This is a genomic window from Streptomyces sp. NBC_01520, from assembly GCF_045040375.1.
GTDB lineage: Bacteria > Actinomycetota > Actinomycetes > Streptomycetales > Streptomycetaceae > Streptomyces.
In genome coordinates this window covers 7,594,282-7,608,118 of sequence record NZ_CP109404.1, presented here as the reverse complement: position 1 = coordinate 7,608,118, position 13,837 = coordinate 7,594,282, and the positions used below count along the sequence as shown (strand labels likewise).

General features: G+C 73.6%; 4 protein-coding genes. 2 read left to right on the top strand and 2 right to left on the bottom strand.

Features of this window, described 5'->3' with window-relative positions; genetic code table 11:
- Nucleotides 1-17: 17 nt before the first annotated feature.
- Both OG524_RS34205 and OG524_RS34200 read right to left on the bottom strand, forming a co-directional pair.
- Entirely contained in the window at nucleotides 18-4,775 is a 4,758-nt protein-coding gene (locus OG524_RS34205) for a type I polyketide synthase (RefSeq protein ID WP_405812304.1), read from the bottom strand.
- Complete coding sequence (locus tag OG524_RS34200; RefSeq protein ID WP_405812303.1) at nucleotides 4,772-10,216, bottom strand: SDR family NAD(P)-dependent oxidoreductase; 5,445 nt, start codon at nucleotides 10,214-10,216, stop codon at nucleotides 4,772-4,774. The genes OG524_RS34205 and OG524_RS34200 overlap by 4 nt, the downstream gene beginning before the upstream one ends.
- A gap of 206 nt (nucleotides 10,217-10,422) precedes the next feature.
- Between OG524_RS34200 and OG524_RS34195 the strand changes: the two genes are divergently transcribed.
- Both OG524_RS34195 and OG524_RS34190 read left to right on the top strand, forming a co-directional pair.
- Nucleotides 10,423-10,656 carry a hypothetical protein gene (locus OG524_RS34195; RefSeq protein WP_405386406.1) on the top strand — a complete coding sequence of 78 codons (234 nt, stop codon included), beginning with the start codon at nucleotides 10,423-10,425 and terminating at the stop codon, nucleotides 10,654-10,656.
- Between the two features lie 199 nt (nucleotides 10,657-10,855).
- Nucleotides 10,856-13,633: an AAA family ATPase gene (locus OG524_RS34190; RefSeq protein ID WP_405812302.1), complete on the top strand. Its 2,778-nt coding sequence runs from the start codon at nucleotides 10,856-10,858 to the stop codon at nucleotides 13,631-13,633.
- Nucleotides 13,634-13,837 lie beyond the last annotated feature (204 nt).

The following is a 13,837-nucleotide window of genomic DNA, read 5'->3' as shown; positions in this document are numbered from 1 at the left end:
GTCGTGGGAGTGCGGGGTCACGCCGAGCCGAGTTCGTTGTCGATGAACGCGAAGACGTCGTCGGCGGAGGCCTCTTCCAGGCGGCCGGTGACGGCTGCCGCATCCTGGCCGAGGGTTTTGTCCAGGTCGTTGAGCAGGGTCTGCAGGCGGGTGGTGACCCTGCTCCGTTCCAGGTCCTCGGCGGTGAGGTCGCCGAGCCGGGCGGCGACCCGTTCGAATTCGGCGACCACGGCGTCCACGGAGGTGTCCGCGCCGACGAGTTCGGTGCCCAGGTACTTGGCGAGGGCGGCGGGGGTGGCGTAGTCGAAGATGAGTGTGGCCGGCAGCGGCACCCCGGCGGCGCCGCTGATCCGGTTGCGAAGGTCGACCGAGGTGAGCGAGTCGAAGCCCAGGTCGCGGAAGGCGCTGGTCGCTTCGACGGCTCCGGCGTCGCCGTATCCGAGGACGGTGGCCGCCTGGCCGCAGACCAGGTCCTGCAGGGCGCGCTCGCGTTCCCCTCCGGTGAGTCCCGCGAGCTTCTCCGCGAAGCCGTCGGCCGCGTTCGCGCCGTCCGTCACGGCGGTGCGCCGGGCCTCCGGGAGTGCGGAGAAGAGCGGGCTGGGCCGGGTCGCGGTGAACGCGGGGGCGAACACCGACCAGTCGACGTCGGCGACGGTGACCGTGGTGTCGCCGCCGTCCAGGGCGCGGCGCAGCGCGGTGAGGGCGGTGTCCGGGTCGAGCAGGGACATGCCCATCGCACGGGCCGAGGAGCGCACCGTGTCGTGCGCCGCCATGCCGTCGCCGCCCCAGGGTCCCCAGGCCACGGAGGTGGCGGGGAGTCCGGCCGCGTTTCGGTGTTCGGCCAGGGCGTCCAGGTAGGCGTTGGCGGCGGCGTAGTTGGCCTGGCCGGCGCCGCCGACGGTGGCGGTCAGGGAGGAGAACAGCACGAACGCCGAGAGGCCGAGGCCGGCCGTCAGTTCGTGCAGATGACGGGCGGCGTCCGCCTTGGGGCCGAGGACGCGGGCGAACCGGCCTGCGTCCAGGGCGTCCAGGACGCCGTCGTCGAGGGCGCCGGCCAGGTGCACGACGGCCGTCAGGGGGTGCTGCGCCGGTACGGAGTCCAGCAGGCCGGCCAGTGCCGACCGGTCGGCGACGTCGCAGGCGGTCAGGGTGACGCCGGTACCGGTGGCGGTAAGTTCACGGACCAGGTCGGCGGCGCCGGGCGCGTCCGGACCGCGGCGGGAGGCGAGCAGCAGGTGTTCGGCGCCCTCGGCGGCGAGCCGGCGGGCGACGGCTGCGCCGACTGCGCCGGTGGCGCCGGTGACCAGCACCGTGCCGGACGGCTGCCAGGGGGCGCCCGCGCGGGCCCGGGCACGCTCCAGCCGGCGTCCGTAGGCGCCGGATTCCCGGATCACGACCTGGTCCTCGCCTCCGGCGTCGCCGAGCAGCCCGGCGAGGCGGGCCACGGTCCGCGGACCGGCCTCGGCGGGCAGGTCGACGAGGCCGCCCCACCGATCGGGGTGCTCCAGGGCGGCGACCCTGCCGAGGCCCCACAGGGCGGCCTGGGCGAAGCCGGTGACGGTGGCTCCGGCGCCGTGCGCGACGGCGTCCCGGGTGGCACACCACAGCGGGGCGTCGGCGCCGGTGTCCCCGAGGGCCTGGACGAGGGCGGCGAGGGCGTCGGGCCGCGTCGCCGGGGCGGACAGATACAGGATGCCGTCGGCCGTGCCCCGGCCGGTGAGTGCGGCGGCCAGTGCGGCACGGTCGGCGGTGTCCTGCACGGTCAGGGTGTCGACGTTCAGCCCGTGGCCGGCCAGGCCCCCGATCAGGCCGGTGGCCCACGGCGCGTCGGCGACGGACTCGGGGACGACGGCCAGCCAGGTCCCGCCGAGCGCCGGGGTGGCGGAAGGCGCCAGCGGTTCCCAGGTGACGCGGTAGCGCAGTCCGTCCGCCGCGGCGGACGCCTGTCGCCGCCCGTGCCAGGTGGCGAGGGCGGGCACGACGGCGGCTACGGATCGCTCGTCGTCGAGACCGAGGGTGGCGGCGACGGCGCTCACGTCCTGCTCGCGCACCAGGTCCCAGAACGGGTCGCCGGCGTCGCCGCCGGAGCCGGCCGCGGCCTGACGCTCGGCCTGCAGGATGGGGGCGTCCTCCCAGTGCCGGTCCCGCCGGAACGGATAGGTCGGCAGGTCGACGGTGCGGCCGCCGGTGAAGACCGTGCGCCAGTCGGGCCCGGTGCCGGTGAGGTGGAGGCGGCAGAGGGCATCGACGAGGGCGGCGTCCTCGGCACGGTCGCGGCGCTGGGTGCCGATGGCGTCGGGGACCACGTCCTGCGCCATGGTGCTGAGCACGGAGTCGGGACCGATCTCCAGGAAGCGGGTGGCACCCTCGGCGGCGAGCGTGGTGACCCCGTCGTGGAAGCGGACGGCCTCGCGGACGTGCCGTACCCAGTAGTCGGCGCCGGCCAGGTCGTCGGCGATCCGGCCGGTGACGTTCGAGACGACCGGGAGCGCGGGCTCGTGGAAGGTGAGGCCGGCCAGGACCTCGCGGAAGGATTCAAGCATCGGGTCCATACGGTGCGAGTGGAAGGCGTGCGACACCTTCAGCCGGGTGCTCTTCTCGGCCCGGGCGGCGACGGCGAGGACGGCCTCCTCGTCGCCGGAGACCACGACGGAGCGCGGGCCGTTGACGGCGGCGATGTCGACACCGCCGGTGAGGAGCGCGGTGACGTCGGCCTCGGAGGCGCGCAGGGACACCATCGCTCCCCCGGCCGGCAGGTCCTGCATGAGACGGCCCCGGGCAGCGACCAGGGTGACCGCGTCCTTCAGATCGAGCACGCCGGCGACATGGGCCGCGACGATCTCGCCGATGGAGTGTCCGGCGAGCAGGTCGGGACGGACGCCCCAGTGCTCCAGCAGCCGGTAGAGGGCGGTCTCGAAGGTGAACAGCGCCGCCTGGGTGTAGACGGTGCGGTGCAGCGGCGCGTCGGCTCCGTCGGCGTCCTCGTCGAACATGACGTCGGCCAACGGCCGGTCGAGGTGCGTGTCGAACGCGGCGCAGATCTCGTCGAAGGCGGCGGCGAACACCGGGAAGCCGGCGTGCAGAGTGCGGCCCATGCCGGGGCGCTGCGAGCCCTGACCGGAGAAGATCACGGCGAGGCGGCCGGGTTCGGGGGCCACGACGGGCGTGCGGGTGCCCGCGGCGACCTCGCGCAGGGCGGCCAGCAGTTCGTCCCGGTCACGTCCGGTCACGGCGGCGCGGTGGCTGAACAGGGAACGGGTGGTGGCCAGCGAGTGGCCCACGTCGTACGGGTCGAGGTCTCCGGCGACCGCCAGCAGCCGTTCCGCCTGCCGCTGCACGGCGTCGGCGCCCTTGCCGGAGAGCAGCCAGGGTACGACGGGCAGCTCGGCGCGGTCGGGGGTGCTCTCGCCCATCTCGGCGGGCGGGGCCTCCTCCAGGACGGTGTGCGCGTTGGTGCCGGAGATGCCGAAGGAGGAGACGGCGGCGCGGCGCGGCCGGCCGTCACCGTCCCAGGGGCGGGGTTCGGTGAGGAGTTCGACGGCTCCGGCGTTCCAGTCGACAGCGGTGCTGGGGGTGCCGACGTGCAGCGTCCTGGGGAGGGTGCCGTGGCGCATCGCCATGACCATCTTGATGACGGCGCCGACTCCGGCGGCGGCCTGGGCGTGGCCCATGTTGGACTTGATGGAGCCCAGCCACAGCGGCCGGCCCTCGGGGCGGTCCTGCCCGTAGGCGGCAATGACGGCCTGGGCCTCGATGGGATCGCCGAGCGTGGTGCCGGTGCCGTGGGCCTCCACCGCGTCGATGTGGTGCGGGGCCAGCTGGGCGTCGGCGAGCGCCTGCCGGATGACACGTACCTGGGCCGGTCCGCTGGGCGCGGTGAGGCCGTTGGAGGCACCGTCCTGGTTGACGGCGCTGCCTCGGACGACGGCGAGCACCGTGTGGCCGTTGCGGCGGGCGTCGGACAGCCGCTCGACGAGGAGCATGCCCGCGCCCTCGGCCCAGGCGGCGCCGGCGGCGTCGTCGGAGAAGGAGTGGCAGCGGCCGTCGGGCGACAGCGCGCGGCGCTCGCTGAACTCGACGAACATCTCGGGGCTGGCCATGACAGCGGCTCCGCCCGCCAGCGCGAGGGAGCATTCGCCCTTGCGCAGCGACTGGATCGCCGAGTGGAGGGCGACCAGCGAGGAGGAGCAGGCGGTGTCCATCGTGACCGCCGGACCCTCCAGTCCGAGGGTGTAGGCGATCCGGCCGGAGACGATGCTGCCGGAGATGGTGCCGCCGACGTAGTCGTGGTGCATCAGGCCGACGAAGACACCGGTCTGCGTGCCCTTCACGGCCGTGGGGTCGATGCCGGCCCGTTCGAAGGCCTCCCAGGTGACCTCCAGCAGCATGCGCTGCTGGGGGTCGGTGCCGGGCGCGTCCTTGGGGCTGATGCCGAAGAAGGCGGGGTCGCACTCGGCGGCGTCGTACAGGAAACCGCCGTGGCGCACATAGGACTTGCCCGGGGCCCCGGGCTCGGGGTCGTAGAGGGCGTCGACGTCCCAGCCACGGTCGGTGGGGAAGTCGGAGACGACGTCGACGCCCTCGTCGACGATGCGCCACAGGTCCTCGGGGGTGCGTATCCCGCCGGGGTAGCGGCAGCCCATACCGATGATGGCGACGGGTTCGTGGTCCTGCTCCTCCAGCTCCCGTACGCGGCGCCGGCTGCGCTCCAGCTCGGTCGTGGCCCGCTTCAGGTAGTCGCGGAGCTTGTCGGCCGTTGCCGGGTCTTCCATCACAGGGCTCCCAGTTCGTTGTCGATCGTCGCGAAGAGTTCTGCGTCGCTGGCCTCGCCGAAGTCCTGCGGCGACGCGGGCGCGGCGTCGCCGCCGCGGGCGTCCTGCCAGCCACGGAGCAGTGCTTCGAGGCGCGCGGTGACGCGGGCGTGGCTGCCGTCCTGGTCGGGCAGGCCGATCAGGGCGGCCTCGAGCCGGTCCACGTCGGCCAGGGCGGACCGGGCGAGGTCGGCCGGTCCCGGGACGAGTGCGGTCTTGAGGTGGGCGGCGAGTGTGCGGGGCGAGGGCTGGTCGAAGACCAGCGTCGCCGGAAGGGTGAGGCCGGTCGCGCCCGCGAGGAGGTTCCGCAGCTCGACGGCGGCGAGCGAGTCGAAGCCCATCTCCTGGAAGGCGCGTCCGGGGTCCACCGACTGCGGTGAGGGGTGCCCGAGCACACCGGCGACATGGGTGCGGACCAGGTCCAGCAGGACACGGTCGCGTTCGGTGTCGGGCAGGGCGGCGAGCCGCTCGCCCCAGGAGACGGACGAGGGACCGTCCGCGGTGTCGGCGCCGGGCCTGCGGGCCGCGGGGCGGACGAGTCCGCGCAGCAGCGCGGGGACGCCGTCCGGCCTGGCCCGTACGGCCGCCCCGTCCAGCCGGACGGGAACCACGAGGGCGTCCTCGGCACCGAGGGCCGCGTCGAACATGCGCAGTGCCTGGGCGGGGGCCAGGGGTGGCAGGCCGAGGCGGCGCAGCCGCTCCAGGTCGGCCGATTCGATGCCCGCGCTCATGCCGCCGCCCGATGCCCACAGGCCGTAGGCCAGCGAGACGGCGGGCAGGCCGAGGGAACGGCGGTGGACCGCGAGGCCGTCGAGAAAGGTGTTGGCGGCCGCGTAGTTGGCCTGGCCGCCGCCGACGAGCAGACCCGCGGTGGAGGACAGCAGGACGAACGCCGACAGGTCCGACTCCCGCGTCAGGTCGTGCAGGTGCCAGGCGGCGTCCACCTTGGGCCGCAGGACCCGTTCGACGCGGTCGGCGTCGAGCGTGGCCAGAACCCCGTTGTCGACGACGCCGGCGGCGTGCACCACGGCGCGGACCGGGTGCCGGCCGAGCAGTGCGGCGAGGTCGGCGCGGTCCGCGACGTCGCAGCGGGCGAGGGTGACCTCGGCACCGAGCGCGGCGAGTTCGTCACGGAGGCCGGCCGCGCCGGGGGCGTCCGCGCCGCGCCGGCCGGCCAGCAGCAGGCGGCGTACGCCGTGCTCGGTGACCAGGTGGCGGGCGATCAGGGCGCCCAGGCCCCCGGTGCCGCCGGTGATGAGCACGGTGCCGTCAGGGTCCCAGGCGAGGGGACCGCCGGGCTTGGCGCGGGCCAGGCGCGGCACGCGTACCTCGCCGTCCCGTACGGCGATCTCCGGCTCGTCGGAGGCCAGCGCGGTGGCGAGGGCAGCGTCCGGCGCGGCGCTGCCGTCGGTGCCGATCAGCAGGAAGCGGCCGGGGTTCTCTGCCGCCGCGGCGCGCAACAGGCCGAACAGCGGGCTGTGCGCGAGCTGGTCGCCGCGCAGCAGTACGGCGAGCCGGCGGCCGGTGAAGCGTTCGTCGTCGAGCCAGTGGCGCAGGGTGTCCAGGGTGGTGCCGACCAGGTCCCGTGCCCGCTCCGGCAGGCCGGTGCCGACGGCGGGGTCGGCGGGTACGGCCAGGACGACCGTGCCGGGCACATCGCCCGCGTCCGCCAGTGCGGCGAGGTCGCGGTGCCGGGGCACGTCGAGGCCGGCGTCGGCGCCGCACACGGCCAGGGCGGACGGGACCGGGTGCGCCGCGCCCGGGGCCGGGACGAGGTCGACCCGGTACAGGGGGTCGTCGGCGTCCGCGGTGAGCTGGTCGGCCGTGACGGGGCGGGCCACGAGGCCGCGGACGGTGGCGACGGGTGTGCCGTCCCCGTCGGCCAGGTCGAGGCGTACGGCGTCGTTCCCGGCCGGGGACAGGCGCAGGCGCAGGCGGTCGGTGCCCGCCCGGTGCAGGGTGACGCCGCTCCAGGCGAAGGGCAGAACGGCCTGTCCGCCGGCCAGGTCCAGCAGGTTGACGTGCAGGGCGGCGTCCAGCAGGGCCGGGTGGATGCCGAACGCGCCGGCGGTGGTGCGTGCCCCCTCCGGCAGGGCGGCTTCGGCGTACAGTTCTTCGCCCCTGCGCCACATGGCGCGCAGGCCCTGGAAGACCTCGCCGTAGCCGTATCCGGTGCGGGCCAGTTGGGTGTAGAGCCCGTCCAGGCCGACGGGTTCCGCGCCGGCGGGGGGCCAGGTGGCGGGGTCGGCGGGCGGTGCCCCGTCGGTGGGCGCGGTGGTCAGGACGCCCCCGGCGTTACGGGTCCACGGGGTGTCCGGGGTGTCGGTGCGGCGGGACCAGACGGTGAGTTCGCGGCGTCCGTCCCGTTCCGCGTCGACGGCGACCTGTACGGCCACGGAGCCGTGTTCCGGCAGGGTGAGGGGGGCGTGCAGGGTGAGTTCCCCGACGGTGTCGCAGCCGGTCTGCGCGGCGGCCCGCAGCGCCATCTCGACGAAGGCGGTGCCGGGCAGCAGAACGGTGCCGTGGACGGCGTGGTCGCCGAGCCAGGGGTGGGAGGACAGGGACAGCCGCCCGGTGAGGACCGCGCCCTGGGTGTCGGGCAGTTCGGTCGCGGCGGTCAGCAACGGATGGCCGGTGGCCTGCTGTCCGAGCCCGTCGGCGTCGCCGGTGCCGCCCGCTGCGGCCTCGAGCCACAGGCGGGTCCGCCGGAAGGCGTAGGTGGGGAGGTCGGTGACCCGGGCGTGGTGCGGGACGTGGAACGCCTCCCAGTCGACGGTCCCCCCGGCGGCGTGGAGCCGGGCGATCGCGCTGACGAATCCGTGCGGTTCGTCACCGTCGCGGCGCATGACGGGCAGACACACGCTGTCCGGGGGGAGGCACTCGGCTGCCAGGGCGGTGAGCGCCGCGTCCGGGCCGACCTCGAGAAACGCCCGAACGCCCAGGTCGTGCAGGGTCTTGAGAGCGGGGGCGAAACGGACGGTGCGGCGGACATGGTCCACCCAGTAGCCGGGGGTGGTGAGCTCGCCGGGGCCGGCGAGGGCGCCGGAGAGGGCGGAGACCACCGGGATCCGGGGCTCCTGGTAGTCGCACCGGGAGGCGGCCTCGGCGAAGGCTTCCAGCATCGGGTTCATCAGCGGCGAGTGGAAGGCGTGGGAGACCTTGAGCCGCTTGCCGCCTCCGAAGCGGGCGGCGAGTGCGTCGACGGCCTCCTCGGTTCCCGAGACCACCACGGAGCGGGGGCCGTTGACGGCGGCGAGGCCGACCCGCCCGTCTAGGTACGGGGCGACTTCCTCCTCGGTCGCCCGCAGCGCGGCCATGGCACCGCCGGCCGGGAGGGATGCCATCAGGCCGCCGCGGGCGAGGACGAGGGAGACCGCGTCCGGCAGCGAGAACACCCCGGCGACGTGGGCGGCCGCCAGTTCACCGACGGAGTGACCGGCCAGGTGGTCCGGCACCGCGCCCCAGGACTCCAGCAGCCGGTACATGGCCACCTCGGTGGCGAAGATCGCGATCTGCGCGTAATCGGTGCGGGTGAGCAGCGTGGAGTCACCGTCGATCACCTCGCCGAGCGGGCGCTCCAGACGGGGGTCGGCGAGCGCGCACACCGCGTCGAACGCCTCGGCGTAGACCGGGTAGGCGCGGTGCAGGGCGCGGCCCATGCCGGGGCGTTGGCCCCCCTGCCCGGTGAACAGGAACGCCGTCCTGCCGCCGACCGGGGTGAGCGGGCTCGCGGCGGCCAGGGCGTCGAGCAGTGCGCCGGTGTCGCTGCCGACGGCGACGGCTCGGTACGCGAAGTGGGTGCGGGTGGTGGCCAACGACAGCGCGATGTCCGCTGGAGCGGCGTCGTCGTGTCCGGTGAGGTGATCGCGCAGGCGGGCGATCTGGCCGGTGAGTGCCTCGGAGCTCCGGCCGGTGACGATCCAGGGCACGGGCGTGGCGGCGGGAACGCTCGCACGGGGTTCGGCCACCGCCGCGGTGGGTGTCTCCTGGGTGCCGGGGGCGGCCGCAGGTCCCTCTTCGAGGGGGGCCTGTTCCAGCACGACGTGGGCGTTGGTGCCGCTGATGCCGAAGGAGGAGACGGCCGCGCGGCGCGGACCGCCGGTGTCGGGCCAGGGGCATCGCTCCAGGGCCAGTTCGACGGCTCCCGCGTCCCAGTCCACCTGGTCCGTGGGGGCGTCGACATGGAGGGTGGGCGGCACCTCGCCGTTGCGCATGGCCATGACCATCTTGACGACCCCGGCGACGCCTGCGGCGGCCTGGGTGTGACCGAGGTTGGACTTGACGGAGCCCAGCAGCAACGGCCGGTCGGCGGGGTGCTCGCGGCCGTACGTCGCCAGCAGCGCCTGTGCCTCGATCGGGTCGCCGAGTGAGGTTCCGGTGCCGTGCGCCTCGACCACGTCGACGTCGGCGGCGGTGAGTCCGGCGCTGGCCAGTGCCTGGCGGATGACCCGTTGCTGGGAGGGGCCGTTGGGCGCGGTCAGCCGGCTGCTGGCGCCGTCGGAGTTGACGGCGCTGCCACGGACCACGGCGAGCACCGGGTGTCCGTTGCGCCGGGCGTCGGCCAGACGTTCAACGAGCAGCATGCCAACACCCTCGCCCCAGCCGGTGCCGTCGGCGGCGGTCGAGAAGGCCTTGCACCGGCCGTCGGGGGCGAGGCCGCGCTGCCTGCTGAAGTCGACGAACGTCTCGGGGGTGGACATCACGGTGACCCCGCCCGCCAGCGCGAGGGAGCACTCGCCTGCCTGCAGCGCGCGCACCGCCCAGTGCAGGGCGACCAGCGAGGAGGAGCAGGCGGTGTCGACGGTGACGACCGGGCCCTCCAGGCCGAAGGTGTAGGCGATGCGCCCGGAGGCGATACTCGCGGCGCTGCCGTTGGCGAGGTAGCCGTCGAGGTCGTCGGGGACGGTGTCGAGGCGGGTGGCGTAGTCGTTGTACATCACACCGGCGAAGACGCCAGTGCGGCTCCCGCGCAGGGATGCCGGGACGATGCCTGCCCGCTCGAAGGCCTCGAAGGACGTCTCCAGCAGCAGGCGTTGCTGCGGGTCCATGGCGAGGGCCTCACGGGGGCTGATGCCGAAGAAGTCGTAGTCGAAGTCGGGGGCGTCGTGCAGGAAGCCGCCCGTGCGTGCGTAGGTCGTCCCGGGCCGGTCCGGGTCGGGGTCGTACAGGGCGTCCACGTCCCAGCCGCGGTCGCCGGGGAACTCCGACACGGCGTCGGTTCCCGTCGCCACCAGGTTCCATAGGTCCTCGGGCGAAGTGACACCGCCCGGGTAGCGGCAGCCGATCCCGACGATGGCCACCGGGCCGTGTGCGCGTTGTTCGTTCTCGCGCAGCCGGCGTCGTGCCTCCCGCAGATCCGCCGTCGTACGCCTGAGGTAGTCGAGCAGCTGCTCTTCGTTGTTCACCAGCGCGCCATCCGATCGGGATCGAAAGTGGGCCTCGGTCCTGCGGACTGTCTCCGGACGGGATCCCGGTCCGCTTCCCCCTCCGTTGACGGAGGCTAGGTAGGGGACGGTGGCGCTTGATACCCCTACGGCCCCCAGGGGCCCGGGAGCCGGTACAGGGGGCGGCCGGACAAAGTGCCCGAACGGGCAGGTGCGATACGGGAAACGTGACCGGTTTCATGCGCGCCGCGGCCCGATTCTTTTCTCTACTTTCCGGTAAATCAATCCACCGGGAAAGCCGTCCCGCCAGGCATCATGAACAGGAAGTAACTTCCGGAAGGGCCTGGTTGACAACGTTGACAACGACCTATAACCTCGCCACTCATTTGATTGAGCAGCTCTTTTCCTTCCCTCCGGAAAGGATTGCCGAACCGATCGAATCGCGCCACACAAAAGAATGACACTTTCCTACTGCTCTCACATTCGGAACCGTCGTAGGGTTGGACCGCAGCCCCGACAGGCCGCCACCGCAACGACGCAGTGGCGACCCTCGGCAGCAGGACGCGGGCAGAACAAGGGACTCGAATCGGTCCCATATCGCCGCATTCCATCCCAGACAGGCGCGAATCCATGTGAGTTACTGGACACAGGGGGGACCCCATGCGCCTTTTCGACCGCTCCAAAGAATTACAGATACTTAACGAGTCGTTTACCGAATGCACTCGAAGATCCGGGCGGCTGGTGATAGTCACGGGTGGCCCCGGTTCCGGGAAGACCCAGCTCCTGCACGAATTCCTGGCCGCTCCGGACCGATCGGGCGCACGCATACTCCACGGCACGGCACATCCGGCCCAGCGAGACCGGCCGATGAGTCTGCTGCGGCAATTACTGCGCAACGGTGAGGTGCAGCCCCTACCGTTGAACCCCACGCCAGGGGTCGGCATACACGCAGAGGCATTCTCTCGGCATTCGGAGTACCGGGCCGGAACGGAAGGCGAAGTTTCGGAGCCGGACACGACAGAGGCGCTGCTGAGGCTCGCAGAGGGCGACGGCCCCCTGGTCGTGGCCGTGGACGACGCCCACCTCATGGACGAGGCGTCCCTGTGCGCCGTCGTCCATCTGCTGGGCAGGAGCCGCTTCCGGCCCGTCCTCGTGGTGTGCACCACATCCGGCCATTCCGGCACCGGCCGGTGCTCGGCCGCTCACGCCGAGCTGATCCGCCGACCGCACCGCCGGGCCCGCCTCGGTCCCCTGTCGGAGCGGGGCGTCGGCGAACTCCTCGGCGCGCAGTCGGGTGCCGCGCTGCCGGCCGGGGTGGGCCGCGCCTTCCACCGGGCCACAGCCGGCAACCCCCTGCTGGTGCACGCCCTGCTGGACGACAGCACCCGCTTCGGCCACGACACCGACCGGCCCATCGCCGGCACCGCCTACCGCCAGGCGGTGCTGTCGCTTGTGCACCGCGGTGAGCCGCGCCACCTACGAGTGGTCCGGACGCTCGCCGCCCTCGGCGCACCCGCTTCCTCCGGCACTCTGAGCGATCTGGCCGACACCTCGCCCACCGGTGTCGAGGAGGCCGTCGAGGCTCTCAACTCCGTGGGGCTGCTCGACGGTCACGTCTTCCGGCTGCCGGCCGCGGCGACCGCGGTGCTCGACGACATGGACGCCCCCGCGCGCACCGCACTGCACGAACGCATCGCCGACCTGCTGTACCGCTGCGGCGCGCCCGCCGGTGACATGGCCCGGCACCTGCGCGCCGCGGACCGGGTCCCGCACCCGTGGGGCCCTGGCGTGCTGCGTGCCGCCGCCGAGCAGGCCCTGGCCGCGGACGACGTGGAGCTGTGCAGCAGTTACCTGGACCTGGTGCTGCGCGACTGCACCGACCCGAAGGAGCGCAACTCCCTGTCGGCCGCCCTGGCCCGGGCGGAGTGGCGCGTGAACCCAGCCGCGGCGGGCGCCCACCTGGAGCCACTGCGCCGGCCCGCGCTGGACGGTGCGCTGAACATGCGCGACACCGCCACCGTCATGAGGCACATGCTGTGGCAGGGCGACACCGAATTGGCCGCCGAGACCGTGGCCACGCTGGTGCCCGCGCACTCTCCCGGTGACGCGCAGATCCTCGTCGAGGTCGAGTTCGTGCGGCAGTGGTTCTACGGCGTCGGGCTGCCCGCCAGGAGCCCGCAGGGCGTCGGCGACGACCTGCATCGGCGGGCTCCCGACGGCGGACTGGCCGCGCAGGTGGCGATACTGGTCGGCGGTGTCGCCACGGACGACTCCGCGGCGGCCGTGGCCCAGGCCCTGCGGGGCAGCAAACTCGACCACCTCAACCTAGAGCTGGTGGCGATGGCGCTCCTCGCGATCGCCCACGCCGACCGGCCCGCGGTCGCCGCCGAGGCGTGCGACGCCCTGCTGGAGTCTGCGGTCGAGCGCCGGGCGACCACATGGCAGGCGCTGCTCGGCAGCGTACGGGCGGAGATCGCGCTGCTGCGCGGGGACATGCCGAAGGCGGCCGAAGGGGCCGACACGGCGCTGAGCAGCCTGCACGACGAGAGCTGGGGAGTCCTCGCCGGGCTTCCGCTGTCGACGGCGATCTTCGCCCACACCGCCATGGGCGCCTACGACGAGGCCGAGCGGGTGCTCAAGCGGGACGTGCCCGAGCCGATGTTCCGCACCGTCTTCGGCATCCAGTACCTGCGGGCCCGGGGGCACCACTACCTCGTCACCGACCGGCCGTTCGCCGCGCTCAACGACTTCGAGACGTGCAGTCGGCTGATGCGGCAGGGAAACTCCAGCCTGCAGAAGGGCATCCCCTGGCGGTCCGACCTGGCCCTGGCGAACCTACGGATCGGCAAAGCCCGCACCGCCCGGGAGTGCGCCGAGGAGCAGTTGCGACTGCCCGGCGGTCACAGTTCCCGCGCGCGGGCGATGGCGTTGCGCATGCTGGCCGCCACCAGCAAGCCCCACCGCCAGGCCTCGCTGCTGCGTGAGGCGATCGACCTGCTCAAGCTCTGCGGCGACCAGCACACCCTTGCCCAGGCCTACGCCGATCTGTCAGCGGCCCACTACGAACTGGGCGAGTACGCCCGCGCCCGGCTGGTCGCCCGCCAGGCGGCCCGTGAGGCGGAGGCGTGCAGCGTCGATTCGCCGGTCGACGCGCACCTGCTGGAGGATCCGGGGCAGTCCGAGGGGTCCGAGGCCGAGGGCACGGCCATCCTGAGCGACGCGGAGTGCCGGGTCGCGGGCCTGGCCGCGCTGGGGTACACCAACCGCGAGATCAGCGGGCGGCTGCATGTCACGATCAGCACGGTGGAACAGCACCTCACCAGGGTCTACCGCAAGCTGAACGTGGCCAGCCGGTCCGAGCTGCCGCCGAAGATGCTGGAGCACCGCATCCCGAAACTGTCCGACCGCTGGGCTGCCACCCACTCCTCCGCGGGCTGACCTCCGACCCGGCCCGCCCGGTTCACCCTGCTCCCGTGACGACGGGATGCCACTTCTGCCTGCACCGCACGGCCCTCTCCCCGAGTCCCCAGAGGCTCCGGAGGGGGCCTTTCGGCCGACCGGGACAAGTCGCCGACGGCAGCCGTGCGGCTCCTCGGCAGGCTCGGCAGGCTCGGCAGGCTCGGCAGGCTCGGCAGGCTCGGC

What these genes read in the sequence shown, in the direction of transcription:
- OG524_RS34190 (WP_405812302.1), top strand. Translation starts at nt 10,856, where the DNA reads ATGCGCCTTTTCGACCGCTCCAAAGAATTACAGATACTTAACGAGTCG.